Below are 16,336 nucleotides of genomic sequence, written 5' to 3'. Positions count from 1 at the left end.
GGTGTTGCGTGGCGAATGAGCGGCAAGGATAGACGCAAACCCGGAAGCCGGGGCAAGGCGGGGAGCGTCACCGAGCCATTGCCTGTTCGGAAGCAATGGATCTCCCCATGTTGCTGTGTCGCAAACCCGACCGATGCACGGGTGCGCGAACGTGCGCGCCGCGCTTCGTCAGGCCTGGGAGAGCATCCGCTGGTGCCGCTCCGACAGCGCGGTGGGGTCGGTGGTGGCGCGCAGCTCCGCGATGGCGGTGGCGTCCTGCGTGTCCGGGTTGAGGCCCATGGAGATGGCCTCCAGGTAGAGCTCCAGCGCCAGCAGGAAGCGCGAGTCGGCGGTGAGCGGATCGCCCTGCTCGCTCATCAGCTCGCCGTCCTCGCGCACCAGCTTGGCGAGCATGCGCACGCGCGAGGCGGTGCCGAGCAGGCGAGAGGTGGACTCGGCGTCCGCGAGGACGAGCGCGCCGTATTCCATGCCCAGCACCTGGAGGGAGGTGTCGCGGATGAGGTTGCGTGCGTCCCCATACCGCTTCTCCTTCCGGGCCTTGAGGATGCCGGAGATGGCGGCGGCGAACTGCTCGACGGCTCGCTCGATGAAGTCCTTGCGGAGGGACATGGGCCCTACACGGTAAGCCCGACCTGGCGCGCATGCACCTTTCCCACCGTGCTGGCACGGCCCCGTCACATGGAACCCAAGGGGTTTCACGTGTTTTCAGGGTCCTCGCCCGGACAGTGAGTCACCGCGGCGGCGGCCTGACGTCTTCCCGGAAGGTCACGGGGCCGCGTGGCGCCGTGATTTCCAATACTCGCGCCGCGCGGGCACGGAGACGAGCTGCCGCTCCGGATAGCGCAGCGCGGTCAGCCTGCCTCCGAACACGCAGCCCGTGTCCACGCAGAGGGTGTTGTTCACCCACTCGGCTTCCGTCACGGGGGTGTGGCCGTACACGATGGTGGCCTGCCCCCGGTACTCGCGAGCCCAGTCGAGCCGCACCGGCAGGCCGTAGGCGTCCGCTTCGCCGGTCGTCTCTCCGTAGCAGGCGAAGGCGTGCACCTCGGGGGTGTCCCGGCCGTGCATGGACTGCTTCAGGCCCGCGTGCGCCACCACCAGGTGGCCATCGTCCAGGAGGTAGTGCGGCGAGCGGGCTTCAATGAAGTCCGCGACCTCCCCTGTGAAGCCTGGCGGCTCCCGTTCCAGCTGCTCCAGCGTCACCGCGAGCCCGTGCCCCACGCGCACGTCCTTGCCACGCAGCTTCTTGAGCAACTTGATTTCATGATTGCCCGGCAAGCACAGCGCCGTGCCTGCCTCCACCATCCCCATCACCAGCCGCAGCACGTCCACCACGCCGGGCCCGCGATCCACCAGGTCGCCCAGGAACACGACCTTGCGTCCGCCGGGCGTGCCCACGTCGAAGCCGGGGCTGCCGTCCGCTCGCGGCGCGACCGTGTAGCCCAGTTCCATCAGCAGGGCCTTCAGCTCGTCGAAGCAGCCGTGGATGTCTCCGATGATGTCGAAGGGGCCGTGCTCGTCCTGGCGATGGCTGGGCAGCGGGCGGTGCTCGAAGGCCACCGCCCCCACCGTCTCCGGCGTGAGCACGTGCACGTGCCGGATGCCTTCCTTCGTCAGCCCCTGCAGCGCGTTCTGGAACTGCTGCACCTGGTTGCGCAGCGCTCGGGGGCTGGCGTGCGACCCGGGGCGCGTGCGGTTGCGCTCCAGACAGAGCGCCTCCGGCGTGTCCAGGGCCACCGCGACCAGGGCCACGTGGTGCTCGCGCGCCAGGGTCACGTACTGGCGGCGCGCTTCGGCGCTGAGCGGGACGCCGTCGATGACGGTGAGCGTGCCGCTCGCGAGCCTTCGCGCCACCTCTTCGTGGAGTTTCGTTTCGTTGCCCGTGCCGGGGAGCACGTCCTCCGGGAGGAAGTGCGCGCTCGCGAGCGTGGACTTGCCGGAGCCGGATGGGCCCAGGAGCAACACGAGCGACTGCTCGGGAATGGGAATCATCATGGAGAACACCGGGGATGGGGTCGGCGTACCGACCGGCGCCCCTTCCGGGGCAGGGCGCACGCCACGACTCCAGCGCGCGATCCCCTCCGGTGCCCGGGTCGCGCGAGCGTTCGCGGACCCTCCGGCGTCAGACGGGATGCGCTCTCTACGGTGGAACGCGCTCCCATCTGACATGCGTCACTTCAGGGGCAGCAGGTACGCCTCGAGGAACACCTCCGGACGGCGGTCCATGTCTCCCTCCGGCGTCCGCTGATAGCCCCGTCGCTGGTACATGCGCGCGACTCCCACCGCGCCCTGGCGCACATGGAGGGAGATGGCGTCCACACCCCAGCGCTTCGCCAGGGCCTCCGACTCCGACAGCAGCGGCTGGGCCAGACCCTGGCCGTGGAAGCGCACCGACGTGGCCAGAGCGCGCAGGTCCGCCGTGCGGGGCAGCCAGGCCTCGGAGCCGGGCGCGCCGGGCGGGTACAGGGCCACCGTGCCCGCGACCTCGCCGTCCACCTCCGCCACGAGGATGGTGCACACCTTGCGCCGGGAGGCGATGTCGCGCAGGAACGCCTTGCGCTCGTCGGAGTAGACGACCTCCGGCAGCTTCTTCGCGTACTGCGTGACGTAGGCCTCCACCAACAGCTCGCCAATCGCCTGGTCGTCCTCGGGCCGCGCCTCGCGGATGACAGCTCGCTTCACCACGTCCGTGCTCATGCGCCGCCCTCTAGCATGGCCGCGCGGGCCCGCGTGGCGCTTCCGGTCAGGCACCCAGGCGTGTACCTCCTCCGCCCGACCCGGGCCCGACCGGGCCGCCATGGCCGGGGGCCGGGCCGCGGTTCTCCAAAACCTGTCCGACTGTCGGACAGGTTCGTGCGGTCCGCCTCCGGCAGGGGCCCACCGGCCTGGCGTGTCGCGGCAAGCGTGCCTCACGTGCCTTCCCCGCGCCTACCGCGGCCGGGCGGGCACGGTCACGCGAGCGTGACGACGGCGCATGCATCCCAGCGCCCAGGCCGCGAACACCAGGCCTCCCGCGACCGCCGCCGCACCGCCGCCTCCCGTGCTGCATCCGCCCGACCCGGCGTCGGCGTCGGCGTCCGGCGTCACCTCCGCGGTCGGACCGGACGGCCTCTGCGATGCGCCTCCCCCGGCTTCTTCCGGCGCGGGGGCCGTGCCTCCGTCCGCCGGCGTTCCTGGCTGCTGCGTGCCCTCATCCGGCTTAGGGTTCGCGGTCAGTTCCTCGTAACGCTGGATGAGCTTCAGCCTCGCCGCGTCGAAGGCGGCGCCGTCATCCGGGACTCGCGACGCGGCCGGAATCAGGTCCCGGGCCACCTTGCGCGCGTAGGCCGGGTCTCCCGCATCGCTCACCGCCTTGAGCCACTCGTAGTCCTGCATGCCCTGACGGATGAGCTTGAGCCGCATCGACGCCACCGGCACGTCCGTCCTGCCGCCGATGGCCTGGGGCGTGCCCGGGTAGAAGAGCGTCCCGTCCCCGTTGCCGTTGAAGCGGTACTGGTCCGTCCACGCCGAGGGGAGCATGCCCACCGTCTGGTAGTACAGCTCGCCCGTCGCGCCCTCGAGGAACGTCACCCACTCCATGGCGCGCCCCTTCGCCGCGGACCGGTCCAGCATGTACGACGGCCAGCCCGCGCCCGGCTTGTTCTCCGGCGCGTTGGTCCCATACGCACAGCCGTGGCTCATGCAGCTCTGATACATCCACAACGCCGTTCCAGGCCGCTTCAGGAAGTCCGTGTACGTCCCGCGCTGGTCGCCCCGGAAGTTCGCGTCCGTGCCGTCCAGGTGGTTCACCAGCGGCACCATCACGTCCACCGGGTCTCCCAGGCCGTTGGCCTTCAGCTCGCGCGAGTTCGTCGTCAGCATCGTGCGCAGGCCGGGCGCCGCCTGGCGCACCCGGTCCGCGTTCGCGTGCACCTGCGCGAAGGTCGTGCCGTGGGGTGGTTCATCCCCCAGCTGCACGTAGGCCCGGTCCAGCCAGCCCCTGGCCTTCATGTGCGCCGTGAAGTCCTTCAGGTTCGCCGCGTCGAGCGGCCCCACGTACTCCAGGCTCGTCATCCGCGCGCCTGGCAGCCGCGTGGACGCGGTGCCTTCCATGTACGGGGCCCAGGTCGCGTCGAAGTCGCTCCAGTCCGGCGGCCACGGCTTGCGCGGGAAGAGGCTGGACAGCGTGAAGCGGTGCTCCAGGGCCATCCGCTGGTAGCGCTCCAGCAGCGGCCGCAGCTCCGCCGGCGCGCAGTCCTCGCGGCCCGTGTGCGCGCGGCACACGTGCGGCGGCCAGAGCAGGAACGCTGACGACAGCGAGGACGTGCTCGGCAACGCCGCGTCCACCACCGTCAGCCGCGCCGTCACCTGCCGCTGGAAGCCTCCGTCCGCCTCCACCGTCACCGTGCCCGCGTAGTCGCCGGGCGGCGCGTCCTGGGGCACGTGCACGTCCACCCAGACGGCTCGCGCCTCTCCCGCTGGCACGTCGAAGGGGAAGGCGTTTCGCGCCTCACCGGTGAGCTCATCCTTGTCCGGCACCAGGCCGTCCGGCCAGGTGCCCACCGGCTCTCCCGCCACCGACGCCTGCTTCGTGGTGATCAGCGCCTCGCGGTACAGCGTCACGTCCGGCCCGGTCAGCGTCGTGGGGCCTTCCAGCGCGGGCAGCTCCGCGCGCACGCCCTTCAGCCCCGCGTCACCGCCTTGCAGCGCGACCTGGAAGGAGACGAACTCGTTGCGCGCGGCGGTGAGGCGCACCTCGGTGGTGTCCCGGGCGGCGGTGCCCGGCCGCACCTTCACCATCATCCCCTCGCCCCACACGGCGGGCCCCGCCGCGAAGGCCGGCAGGGCCACGCTCAACGACAACAAGGCGATGCGAAGCGGTCGAGTCGAAGGCATGAAGCGATCAACCTCCCCCTGCCCTGGAGGGCTTCCCACAGCGAGCGCCCCTGTCAGCTGGCCGGACAGGCAGGCGGGTCCTCCCAGGCCCCCAAGGTGGGCCTGGGAGCGGCTGATGGCCTACAAGAAGTCACCGATGAGCCACGGGAAGTACTCGCTCAGCTTCTGAAGCAGGCCTCGCCGTTTCCACCCATGCCAGTGGACCTCCGCCGAGTGCTTGAGGTCCTCCTCGAAGGCCGCCGCCAGCTCCTCCGCCAGCGCCGTGTCCTCCACCATCACCGAGCCCTCGTCGGTGTGGCTGAGCGCCAGCGGATCCAGGTTGGTGGAGCCCACGACGCTCAGCGTGTCATCCGCGACCAGCGTCTTGGAGTGCAGCATGGAAATTTCGTACTCGTAGATGCGCACGCCGGCCTCCAGCAGCCGCGCGTAGGACGCCCGCTGCGCGGCGAGCACGGGCTTCACGTCATGGAAGCGGCCGGGCACCAGCACCCGCACGTCCACGCCCTCGCGCGCCTTGAGGATGAGCATGTCGCTGATGGCCTCCGACGGCAGGAAGTACGAGTTGACGATCCACAGCCGGTGCTTCGCGGAGGCGATGGAGAGCAGCCACATCCTCGACGCGTTCGAGAGGAAGCGGTGGCCGGTGCTGGCGACGAAGACGGCCCGCGCGTCTCCGGCCGGAGCGAGCTTTGGGAAGGACTCCGGGGGCAGGAAGTCGCCGCCGGATTCCTGCCAGTTCTGCGCGAACGCGAGCTGCATGCCCCGCACGGCAGGGCCCCGCACCCGCACGTTGGTGTCGCGCCAGGTCTCCGGCGCGTTGCCGTTGCCCAGCCAGCTGCGCCAGATGCCGAAGCCGCCGGTCAGCGCGACCTCGCCGTCGCGGATGACCATCTTGCGGTGCATGCGCGCGCGGATCCGGTTCGCGTCCAGGGACGCCACCGCGCCCTGGTAGGGACGGTAGATGCGCACGTCACAGCCGGCGTCCGCGAGCACCGGGGCCACGACCTCGAAGTTCACGCTGCCCAGCGGATCCACGATGACGCGGCACTGCACGCCGGGGGCCCGCTCGCGCAGCGCGATGAGCAGCCGGTCCGACGGGATGCCCGGGCGCCAGATGTAGCTGGCGATGTGGATGCTGGAGCGGGCGGCGCGGATCTCCTGCTCGATGACGTCGAAGACGTGGCCGTTCTGCACCAACTCCAGGGCGTTGCCGGGCTCCATGGGGATGCCCAACGTCTGCTCGATGGCGATTTCACGCGCGGCCGGGTCCTCCGGCAGCTCGCGCAGGCGCAGGTCCTGTCGGTGGTTCGGGTAGGGACACCCCGCGGTGAGCAGGGCGAGCAGGATGGGCCAGACCAGCCGCACGGTCCGGAAAGTAGGGCAGCCCCCGCCCGTCCGCATCCGCCGTGTGTCTCCGAGGAGGGGAAGGGCCTGGATGGACACGAACACCGTCCACCCGCCGACGGTTGCGCCCTGAGCCATGAGAGACCGATGGTGTTGAACGCATCGCATGCGCACTGCTGGCGACGCATGGTGATGCTCGAGGAGGACGCACACGGCATGCGGCGACGGGGGATGGCACCAACGCGAGGGGCGATCCTGACGATGGTCCTGATGGGGGTGCCCGCCGCGGCCGCTCCCACTGCGACACAGGACGTACCGCCCGCGCGGGAGGACGCACCCGCGCCTCGCGATGAACCGCGAGACACGGACCCGGCCGTGCCCGAGCCCGCTCCGGCTCCTCTGGGTGAGCCTGCGTCTCCCGCTCCGGCCCCTCCGCCGCCTCCGCTGGCTCCCTCCGCCCTGGATGCGCCCTTCCGCGACGCAGATGCTGCGCCTTCCGCCGTGCCTCCCCGCCCGCTGCGGCCCTTCATTCCGCGCGGCGAGCCCGACACGGATGCTCCGTTGTCTGGCGGCGCCTGGGCCGCGCACGGCGGCGTCGCGCTGCTCCCCCTGGGCGCTGTCTGGACCGCGACTCGCGTGGGCGGTGACACGCGCCTGGGCGCCACCGCCGCGGAGGCCGCCGCGGGCACCGTGCTCGCCTCGCTTCCCGGACGGCTCCTCTTCCTCCACCCCTCGTATCCGCAGGGCCGGTGGCTCGAGCTGGAGGTGGGCGCGTTCGGCGCGGCGATGGTCGTCACGCCTCCTGTCGCCGCGCTGGGCACGTGGGGCATGGGCGAGGTCGCGTTCGGCGCCAGCCAGCAGCGCGGGCGCGCGTACCTGGGCGCGCTCGGCGGCGCGACCGCGGGAATGCTGCTGGGCATCGCCGCGCATGAAGGCCTGCGCCACCTGGCCGGCTCCAGTGAACGGCTGGACCTCCTGCGCCGCTACGTCGCGCTGTCACTCATCGGCAGCGGCGCCACCGTTGGCTATCAGTGGATCCGCACTCCCACTCCCAGGCGTTGACGCGTTGTTTCGCCGCACCCGCGTTTCAATTTTCCTCCCGTGCGCGGCACCTCGGCGCGCCGCCCTCCGCGCCAGCGCTCGAGCCCGGCACGGCATCGCTGGCGTTGTCAGTCCCGCTCCCTAGAGTGCTCCGTGCAGCGCCAACACCCAGCAGGGAGAAGACACCATGCAGGCTCGCAAGAACGTCCGTCGCATCGCCTTCGTCCTCGCCGCCGCGGCCACCGTGATGGGCCTGGGCATCGCCGCCACGCCGTCCTCCGCGGAGGCCCAGGACTGCACGCCCACGTGTTTCAAGAACCCCATCACCGGGCAGATCACCTGCACGTACCCCTGCCCGTAATCCCGGGCAGACCCCGGTCGTGAGGTGAAGAAAAGGCCCCGCCCGCTGCATGCCGGGCCGGGGCCTTCTTCATGCGCGAAGAGAGCGCGCGCTACTCCGTGCGCATCGCCTCCACGGGGTCCAGCTTCGCGGCGCGCGCGGCCGGGTAGATGCCGAACCCCAGCCCCACCCCGCAGCTCATCACCAGCGACACGATGACGGACCACATGGGGACCTCCGTGGGCAGGTTGATCATCCACCGCGCCAGGTGCGCCAGGCCCACGCCCAATGCCACGCCCACCGCGCCGCCCACCAGCGACAGCACCACCGCCTCCAGCGCGAACTGCGCGAGGATGCGGTAGCGCTTGGCGCCCAGCGCCTTGCGGATGCCAATCTCCCGCGTCCGCTCCGTCACGGCGACCAGCATGATGTTCAGGATGCCGATGCCGCCCACGAGCAGCGACAGGATGCACACGCCGAAGCTGGCCGCGGACACCGCCGAGGAGAGGTTGTTGAACATCTGCGTGGCGGACGCGTTGTTGTAGAGGAAGAAGTCGTCCGGTTCGTCCGCCTTGAGCGCGTGGCGGCGGCGCATGAGCAGCGTGACCTCATCCTGGGCGCGCTGGAGCACCTCCGGGGACTTCGCCTGGATGCTGACGCGGAAGTCGCGCACGCCGAACATGGTGGCGAAGGTGGACAGCGGAATCATGGCCTGGTTGTCCTGGCTGCCGCCGCCCAGGAACCCGCCCCGGCGCTTGAGCGTGCCCACCACCTGGAAGGTGCGGCCCAGGAGGCGGAACTCGCGGCCCAGGGGGTCCACGCCGGGCCACAGCGTGTCCGCCAGGTCCTGGCCAATCACCGCCACGCGCCGGCCGTCCACGAACTCGGCGTCGGTGAAGGGGCGCCCGGAGGCCAGGCTCACCGAGTTGGTGTGGAAGTACTCCGGCGTGCCGGCCCAGACGCTCACGTTGGGACGCGACTCGCGGTCCGCGGTGGAGGCCTTCTGGCCGCCCTTGGAGTCCTCGCCGGCCGCCTGCGCGATGGAGGGCTGCGTGCGGATGGCGTCCAGGTCCGCGTAGGTGAAGCGCGGCCGGCGCGCGAGCTCCGCGATGGACAGCTGGCCCTGGCCGAAGGGCAGCCGCTGCACCTGGAAGCAGTCAGAGCCCAGCTCCGACATCTGGTCGTTCACCTGGTTCCGCAGGCCCTCGATGAGGGCCATCATGGACACCACCGTGGTGACGCCGATGACGATGCCCAGCAGCGTCAGGAAGGAGCGCAGGGGGTTGGAGCGGAACGTGCCGAAGGCCAGCCGCACCGTGTCCCAGAAAGCCATCCACATGGTCAGGTCTCCCGCTCCCGCCTAGTCGTGGCGGAGCGCCTCCACCGGGTCCAGGTTCGCGGCGCGCGCCGCGGGCCAGATGCCGAACAAGAGGCCCACCACCGCGGAGAAGCCCACGCCCAGCACCACCGTCATGGGCCGCACCGCCGCCGCCAGGGGCGTGAGGTAGTTCACCAGCCACGCGAGGCTCATGCCCACCGCGGTGCCCATGGCGCCGCCCACCGCGGACACGCTGGCCGCCTCCATGAGGAACTGGAGGATGATGGTGTGCTTGCGAGCGCCCAGCGCCCGCCGCACGCCGATCTCCCGCGTCCGTTCGCGCACGGACACCAGCATGATGTTCATGATGCCGATGCCGCCCACCAGCAGGGTGATGAGGCCCACGCCGGTGGCCGCGCCGTAGAGCGCGCCGGTGAGCTGCGCGTACATGTTGGCCAGCTGATCCGGCCGGTTGATGGCGAAGTCGTCCGGCGCGCCGGGCTTGGTGTTGCGCTCGCGGCGCAGCGTCTCCGTGAGCCGGTCCTGCACGCGGGGGACGTTCTCCTGCTGGTCCACCGCGAGGACGAAGTTCACGTCGCGCTGGGTGCCGAAGTGCCCCTGGAACGCGGGGTACGGCAGCATCACCACCAGGTCCACGTTCTGCCCCAGCACCGTGCCGCGCTCCACGATGACGCCCGCGACGCGGTAGGGGCGGCGGTCCACGAGGATGCGGTGGCCCACGGGGTTGATGCCCGGGAAGAGCACCTTGCCCACCTCCGCGCCAATCACCACCACGGCGGAGCGGTTGTCCACGTCCGCCTGCGTGAGGAAGCGGCCCTGGCCCATCTCCACGGAGGAGGTCATGGCGTAGTCAGGGCTGGTGCCCATGGTCTGCACGGAGGCGAGCTTCCGGTTCTGGAAGGACACCTCCGCGTTGACGAACATCATGGGGGCCACCGCGACCACGTGCTCGGAGGCGGCGCGCAGGGGCTCCACCAGGTTCAGCGAGAGCGCCTTGCGGTTGCGGTACGCCCACCAGTCCCCGTTCATCACCCAGGGGAACTTGGAGATCTGCAGCGTGTTGGAGCCAATCTTGTTGAGCTGCTCCGCGAACGAGCTGTTCAGCCCCTGGATGATGCCGACGATGGCCAGCAGGGTGCACACGCCCACGCCGATGCCCACCGTGGTGAGCACCGTCCGCAGCCGGTTGGAGCGCAGCGAGGTCAGCGCGATGCGCGCGCCCTCCCACACGTCGACCCGGAAGTTCACGAAAACACCCCTTCACGCGAGGAAAGCCGAGCAGCCTGGCGCACCGGGATACCCCCCGGCCAGCGTGCCGCGTCAGGCACTCTACGCCGAGGAGGGCCACCCATTGCACGCGGCCTTCACCGGACGGGGGTCCGACGGCGGCGTTTCCCGGGTTTCAGGGCAGCACGGTCACCGTGTCGCCGGTCAGGCGCACCTTGACGGTGGCCTCGTTGGGCAGCGCGTCGGCCTCGTCGATGATGTGGTTCTCATCCACGCCCACCCGCACGGTGTAGTCGCCGTCCGGGGTGTCCGTGACGTCCAGCCACTGGCAGGGCAGGTCCGCGGTGTAGACATCCGACCAGCCCGGTGAGATGCCCTGCCCCGGGTCGTACCAGCTGTACGGTTGCCCGTCCGCGCAGTACTGGGTGAAGTCCACCATGTAGAAGCCCTGCTTGCGCCCCACGGCCGTGACGTGGCCCGCCGCGTCCTTGAGGTCGTAGCCGGCGAAGTTCGTCAGGTGGTGGTGTTGGTGGCACTCGTCGTAGACGTAGAGCTCCGGCCGCTCCTCCGGTGAAGGCACCACCAGCGGGCCCGTGCCCATGTTCATGATGGAGGTGGTGAAGCGCAGCAGGCGCCGCTCGCCGCCCGCGGGCACGCAGCCCTCGCGCACCTCGCAGGAGTCCTGCGCGAAGGAGCGCCGCTCCAGGTAGAGCGTGCGGGCGAGGACGTCCCGGTCCACCGTGAGGTCCGGCTTGCCGTTGACCGGATCCACCTGGAGGTTGCACGTCTTCGTGGGGGCCAGCGCGGGCGGAGGCTCGCTCACGTCCGGCACCGGGCCTCCGCCGTACACCACCACCCGGCCGGGCGCGCGCGTGCCGTCCGTCTCCTGCGACAGTCCCACCACCAGGTCGTCGTATCCGTCCCCGTCCAGGTCCCCGGGAGCCGCCACGCTGGGGAGGCTGAAGCCCAGCATCGTCTGGGGCAGCAGCCGGTTGGCGCGCGGCCACGACCACACCGGCGACAGTGGACCGGACACGTCCTGCGTGGGGCGGAAGAGGTACACGCGGCCCAGCGCGGTGAGGACGAAGTCGTGCCCCGTCCCGCCCTTCGTCATGGAGCCCACTCGAAGGCCCTGCGCGGCCACGCTGGGGAAGGCCGGGTCGTCCATCAACGTCCACACGGGCGTGGCGGAGTAGCCCTGGACGGAGGCATCGGACAGGTGCAGGCGCACGCTGCCCCGGAGCGACGCGAGCACCTCCGGACGGCCATCCCCGTTCAGGTCCGGAATCCCCTTCATGCTCTCCGCCGTGCCCCTCCACACCGGCTGCGAGGTGAGCGGTCCATCACAGACGCGCGCGCTGTCCGCCTTGCAGCCCAGGAAGAGGCCCTGGCTGTTCTCCGCGTCGAACAGCGTGATGAGCAGGTCCTGGGCGCCATCTCCGTCCGTGTCCCCCGCGGGCTGCGCATAGCCGGACAGCACGCGGACGTTGGTGAAGGGCCCCTCCTTCCCGCCGGGGGTCGCGCGATAGAGGGTCGTGCTGCCGGTGAAGGTGGTGACGACGAGGTCATCCAGCCCGTCCCCATCCAGGTCCAGCAGCCGCGCGCCGCTGAAGCGCAGGGTGGTGGAGTCCGGCACGCGGAACACCGGCTGCGCGAACACCTGGGACAGGTCCGGTCCGCCCCTGTACACGCTGACGCCGTAGTAGCTCTTCACCAGCACGTCCGCGTACGCGTCCCCGTCGACGTCGCCCGTGGCCACCACCATCTGGTAGCCCGACGTGCGCGGGCTGGGATGCACCCACGACAGCGTGGAGGTGACGGGCGTCTTGGAGAAGTAGGACGCCTGCCCCGGGTACACCATCACGCGGCCGGGGTTCGTGGGGCCGCTCGTGCACGGCGGCGAAATCACCAGCAGGTCCTTGTGGCCGTCGCCGTTCACGTCGCCCAGCGCCACGCCCCGGCCGAAGCACTCCTTCGCGACGAGGCCATCCCCTTTCACCTCCCAGCGCGGCGTCTCCGAGAGGGTGGGACTGGGGGTGCCGCCATCATCCCGCGAGCCCCCGTCCGGGACTCCCGCGTCCGGGACTCCCGCGTCGGGCCGGGGCTTCGGGTCGTCCTTGCAGCCCGCCGCCAGGAACACCATTCCGGCGCAGGCCAGCGCTCCGAGGATCCGCATGCGTCACTCCTGGGAAGGACTCCGCCACGTCCCTGGCGTGTCCGACGTCCGACATGAAGGGGTGCGGAGGATAGGGCCGCACGCTTCCTTCTCCGAACGTCCCTTGCCGGACGAACTTCAATTTCGCGCCCACCCTCCGCGCGGGGCCTTCCGAGGGAGAGCAGCCGGGCAGGCGGACGTGGCCGGCCCCCGCGGCCATCCCCAGATTCGCGCGAATGCGCACGCCGCGTGCGCGTGCCCGAGCCATGGCCGACACCGCCGACACCGCCCCGGACTCCCGCGCCGCCCCGGCGTCCGAGCGGTTCAGCCGTTCGCAGAAGGCCTTCACGATGGCGGGGGCGCTGCTGGGGCTGCTGCTGGCGGCGCTGGACCAGACCATCGTGGCCACGGCGGGGCCCACCATCCAGGCGGACCTCCACATCGCGCCGGAGCACTACCCGTGGCTCACCACCGCGTACCTGGTGGCCTCCACGATGATGGTGCCCGTGTGGGGCAAGCTGTCGGACCTGCTGGGCCGCCGCGCGGTGCTGGTGGCGGGCATCGTGGTGTTCCTCACCGGCAGCTTCCTGTGCGGCGCCGCCCGCTCCACGCTCGTGCTCATCCTCTGCCGCGCGGTGCAGGGGCTGGGCAGCGCGGCGCTCTTCACCGGTGCGCTGGCGGTGGTGGCGGACCTGTTCCCGCCTCGCGACCGCGGCAAGTACCAGGGCCTGTTCGGCGCGGTGTTCGGGCTGTCCAGCGTCGTCGGGCCGCTGGCCGGGGGCTTCATCACCGACTCGCTGGGCTGGCACTGGGTGTTCTTCATCAACCTGCCGGTGGGCGCGGTGGCGCTCGCGCTCATCTTCCTGCGCATGCCGGCGCTCAAGCCGGAGGGCGTGCACGGCGGGAGGCTGGACGTGCCGGGCGCGGCGGCGCTGGCGATGGGCGTGGTGCCGCTCCTGCTCGCGCTCAGCCTGGGCCATGGCGCGTCCGCGCCGCGGGCGGGCGGGTTCGCGTGGGGCTCCGCGCCCATCCTGGGATTGTTCGCGCTGTCGGCGGTGGGGCTGGGGCTCTTCGTGTGGCGGGAGCGCCGCGCGAAGGAGCCGCTCCTGGACCCGTCGCTGTTCCGCCTGCGCGCGTTCTCCGCGGGCAACGCGGCGGTGTTCGTCATCGGCGCGGTGTTCCTGGCGTCCGTCACCTTCCTGCCGCTGTTCATGGTGAACGTGGTGGGGCTGTCCGCGACGCACTCCGGGCTGACGCTCACGCCGCTGACCTTGGGCGTGGTGACGGGCAACGTGCTGTCCGGGCAGCTGGTGTCGCGTCTGGGCCGCTACAAGGCGCTGATGGTGGGGGCGCTCCTGTTCCTCATGGGCGGCTTCGCGGTGATGGGCTTCACGCTGACGCCCGACTCCAGCCAGGCCGAGGTCACCGTGAAGATGGTGCTGGTGGGCCTGGGGCTGGGCCCGTCCATCCCGCTCTACACCGTGGCCGTGCAGAACGCCGTGCCGCCCCAGCGCATCGGCGTGGCCACGTCCGCGACCACGTTCTTCCGGCAGCTGGGCATGACGGTGGGCGTGGCCTGCCTGGGCACCGTGTTCGCGGGCACGCTGGGCCGGGAGCTGCGCACGCGCACGCAGCAGGCCACGAGCGGGCTGCCTCCCGGCGTCCAGCAGGAGCTGCATGCGTCCGCGCCGGGAGGCCTGGGCGGCGAGGGCGCGCCGCAAGGGCAGAAGTTCCGGCCGGAGCAGGTGAAGGCGAAGCTGCGCGACGGCTTCGCGGAGGAGCGGCGTCAGGCCCTGCGGGAGGGACCCGAGGCCCGCGCGCGCGTGGACGCGGACGAGGCCCGCGCGCTGTCCACCGTGGACCGCGTGGAGCGCGCGCACAAGGAGGCCTTCACCCTCGCGACGATGGCGGTGTACCGCGTCGCCATCTTCGTCGCGCTGGCGGCCCTGCTCGTCACGCTGCTGCTGCCGGAGCTGCCGCTGCGCAGCAAGGGCGGGCCGCGCAAGGCCCCGGCGAAGGCGTAGCCGCGGCCTACTTCTTCGGCGGCGGAGGCGTGTCCGACTCCGGCGCGGTGGGGCGCGCGAGCACGCCGGGCGCCTCCGCCAGCGCGTACGCCATCCACGTCACCGCGGCGGTGCTGCGCGACAGGTCCTGGGGGTCCACCTTGTCCAGCGTGTCCGCCATGGAGTGGTGCACGTCGAAGTAGCGGCTGCTGTCCACCCGCACGCCCACGAACGGAACGTGCGCGGGCTCCATGGGGCTCAGGTCCGCGCCCGTCGCGTGCCCCACCAGGAACTCCGCCGCGCCCAGCCCCTCCAGGGGCGGGAGCCACGGCCGCAGGAGCGCCTCACCGCCCGGCCCGGAGTGCACGCTCACGCCCAGGGGGCGCCCGCCGCCCGCGTCCATCTCGATGGCGGCCACGTGCCTGGGCAGCTCCTTCGCGTGCGCCTCCGCGTACGCGCGGCCTCCGCGCAGGCCGTTCTCTTCGTTCATGAACAGCACCACGCGCACCGTGCGCCGGGGCGCCTGGGGCAGCTTCGCGATGAGCCGCGCGGCCTCCATCACCATCACCACGCCCGCGCCGTCGTCGTGCGCGCCCGTGCCCACGTCCCACGAGTCCAGGTGCGCGCCCAGGAGCACCACCTCGTCCGGCTTCTCACGGCCGCGCACCTCCGCCACCACGTTGGACGAGTCCGCGTCCGGCAGCTCCGAGCACCCCAGCACCAGCCGCACCTGCACCGGCCCGCCCTGGAGCATCCGGTGCAGCGTGAGCGCGTCCTCCACCGACACCGCCGCCGCGGGCACGCGCGGGCCGCCCTCGTCGAAGCGCGTGGCGCCGGTGTGCGGTGAGCGCAGCGACGCCGTGGCCAGCGAGCGCACCAGCGCGGCCACCGCGCCCTGCTTCGCCGCCGCCGCGGGCCCCCGTCCGCGCAGCCCCGCGAAGCGGCCGTAGTCCGCCGCCTCCGACATGGTGTGGTTGAAGAACACGATGCGGCCCTTCACCTTGTCCCCGAGCGCCGCCAGCTCCTCCAGCGAGCTGACCTCCACCACCTCCGCGGTGATGCCCTCCGGCGGCGTGGGCGCGCTGCCGCCCAGGGCCAGCAGCGCCAGCGGCAGGCCGCGCGTGCGTTCCGAGGCGAGGAGCTCTCCGTGCTCCTCGCCGCGCACCCAGCGGGGCACCTTCACCGGCTCCTTCCACGCCTTCACCCCATCCGCCTGGAAGCTCCGCAGCGCCCACTGCACCGCGGCCTCCGCGGACTCGGAGCCCGACAGGCGCGGCCCCACGCCGTCCGTCAGCTCCGCCAGCCGCGCGTACGCATGGCCCTCCGCGAGCGCGGGCCCCACCAGCTTCGCCGCCGTGGCCTGCTGCGCGGCGCTCAGCTTCGCCGGGGCCGGAGGCGCGGACTTCACCGAGGACGTGGCCGGGGACTTCGGCGCGGGCTCCTGCGAAGGCGCGGTGGCGGTGTTCTGCGGAGAGGACGATGCCGAGGTGAAGAGCTGCAACGCCAGCGAGAGGGGCAGGACGAAGGTGGACGTGGACACTCGAATCCTCGAAGGGACTTGATGAGTGAGGTGCGGGGTGGAAGTCCCAGGGGCCACCGCGCGCCGAGAGGGGGAACGCGGCGCGCGGGGCTCAACTGGGACGTCACGCACCGGTTCCGCGGTTGGGGAACGCGAGGCCCGGTACATACGCCATCTTCCAAGAAGAAGAGGACGTGCGCACATTCTTTAAAGAAATTCCTCGCAGCGTCAAGGCGGGAAGTGAGCATTACGACCCGCGGGTGATGTGAGTGTTCAAGAGTCTCCGCGACGCGGGACGTCCCCTGGCGGCCACCGCGGCCAGGGGACTCGCGACGTCCTGCCAGGTTTGAAGACACCGGGTGGGCGGCGGACTCGCGGCGGTTCTCATGGCTTTCTCGCGCACGGAACGGGCCGCCGTCGGCGGTATTCCCCGCGCCATGCCCTGGCGCCCTGGCCGCCCTGCGTCAAGGCATTGGAGCGGGATGCCACCCAT

The 16,336-nt window shown here is 71.5% G+C and carries 12 protein-coding genes; 3 read left to right on the top strand and 9 right to left on the bottom strand.

Annotated features, from left to right (window positions below):
- Positions 1 to 168: 168 nt before the first annotated feature.
- From KYK13_RS00400 to KYK13_RS00380, 5 genes are all read right to left on the bottom strand, one after another.
- Entirely contained in the window at positions 169 to 609 is a 441-nt protein-coding gene (locus KYK13_RS00400) for a hypothetical protein (protein ID WP_223640793.1), read from the bottom strand.
- A gap of 156 nt (positions 610 to 765) precedes the next feature.
- The gene (locus KYK13_RS00395) at positions 766 to 1,995 is read right to left on the bottom strand and encodes an AAA family ATPase (RefSeq protein ID WP_223640790.1); all 1,230 of its coding nucleotides are present in this window, start codon (positions 1,993 to 1,995) and stop codon (positions 766 to 768) included.
- A 177-nt stretch (positions 1,996 to 2,172) separates the two neighbouring features.
- Positions 2,173 to 2,697: a GNAT family N-acetyltransferase gene (locus KYK13_RS00390; RefSeq protein WP_223640787.1), complete on the bottom strand. Its 525-nt coding sequence runs from the start codon at positions 2,695 to 2,697 to the stop codon at positions 2,173 to 2,175.
- A gap of 231 nt (positions 2,698 to 2,928) precedes the next feature.
- The gene (locus KYK13_RS00385) at positions 2,929 to 4,875 is read right to left on the bottom strand and encodes a glycoside hydrolase domain-containing protein (protein ID WP_223640784.1); all 1,947 of its coding nucleotides are present in this window, start codon (positions 4,873 to 4,875) and stop codon (positions 2,929 to 2,931) included.
- A gap of 120 nt (positions 4,876 to 4,995) precedes the next feature.
- A complete protein-coding gene (locus KYK13_RS00380) occupies positions 4,996 to 6,240 on the bottom strand; it encodes a phosphatidylserine/phosphatidylglycerophosphate/cardiolipin synthase family protein (RefSeq protein ID WP_223640780.1) in 1,245 nt (414 codons plus the stop codon).
- Between the two features lie 480 nt (positions 6,241 to 6,720).
- On the opposite strand from KYK13_RS00380, the gene KYK13_RS00375 reads away from it, so the two are divergent.
- The gene (locus tag KYK13_RS00375; protein ID WP_223640778.1) at positions 6,721 to 7,281 is read left to right on the top strand and encodes a hypothetical protein; all 561 of its coding nucleotides are present in this window, start codon (positions 6,721 to 6,723) and stop codon (positions 7,279 to 7,281) included.
- A 166-nt stretch (positions 7,282 to 7,447) separates the two neighbouring features.
- The gene (locus KYK13_RS00370; protein ID WP_223640775.1) at positions 7,448 to 7,621 is read left to right on the top strand and encodes a hypothetical protein; all 174 of its coding nucleotides are present in this window, start codon (positions 7,448 to 7,450) and stop codon (positions 7,619 to 7,621) included.
- Between the two features lie 91 nt (positions 7,622 to 7,712).
- Here the strand turns inward: KYK13_RS00370 and KYK13_RS00365 are convergent, their stop codons facing one another.
- From KYK13_RS00365 to KYK13_RS00355, 3 genes are all read right to left on the bottom strand, one after another.
- Positions 7,713 to 8,933 carry an ABC transporter permease gene (locus KYK13_RS00365; RefSeq protein ID WP_223646955.1) on the bottom strand — a complete coding sequence of 407 codons (1,221 nt, stop codon included), beginning with the start codon at positions 8,931 to 8,933 and terminating at the stop codon, positions 7,713 to 7,715.
- A 27-nt stretch (positions 8,934 to 8,960) separates the two neighbouring features.
- Complete coding sequence (locus tag KYK13_RS00360; RefSeq protein ID WP_223640772.1) at positions 8,961 to 10,187, bottom strand: ABC transporter permease; 1,227 nt, start codon at positions 10,185 to 10,187, stop codon at positions 8,961 to 8,963.
- Positions 10,188 to 10,341: 154 nt separating this feature from the next.
- Positions 10,342 to 12,342 (bottom strand): lysyl oxidase family protein, encoded by a 2,001-nt coding sequence (locus tag KYK13_RS00355; protein ID WP_223640769.1) that lies wholly within the window; start codon positions 12,340 to 12,342, stop codon positions 10,342 to 10,344.
- A 245-nt stretch (positions 12,343 to 12,587) separates the two neighbouring features.
- On the opposite strand from KYK13_RS00355, the gene KYK13_RS00350 reads away from it, so the two are divergent.
- Entirely contained in the window at positions 12,588 to 14,345 is a 1,758-nt protein-coding gene (locus KYK13_RS00350) for an MDR family MFS transporter (RefSeq protein WP_370645258.1), read from the top strand.
- Between the two features lie 7 nt (positions 14,346 to 14,352).
- Here the strand turns inward: KYK13_RS00350 and KYK13_RS00345 are convergent, their stop codons facing one another.
- Positions 14,353 to 15,864, bottom strand: coding sequence for a M20/M25/M40 family metallo-hydrolase (locus KYK13_RS00345; RefSeq protein WP_223640764.1), 1,512 nt, complete (start codon positions 15,862 to 15,864; stop codon positions 14,353 to 14,355).
- Positions 15,865 to 16,336 lie beyond the last annotated feature (472 nt).

The organism is Corallococcus sp. EGB (assembly GCF_019968905.1).
Classification (GTDB): domain Bacteria; phylum Myxococcota; class Myxococcia; order Myxococcales; family Myxococcaceae; genus Corallococcus.
This window is presented reverse-complemented; position numbering and strand designations above follow the sequence as displayed.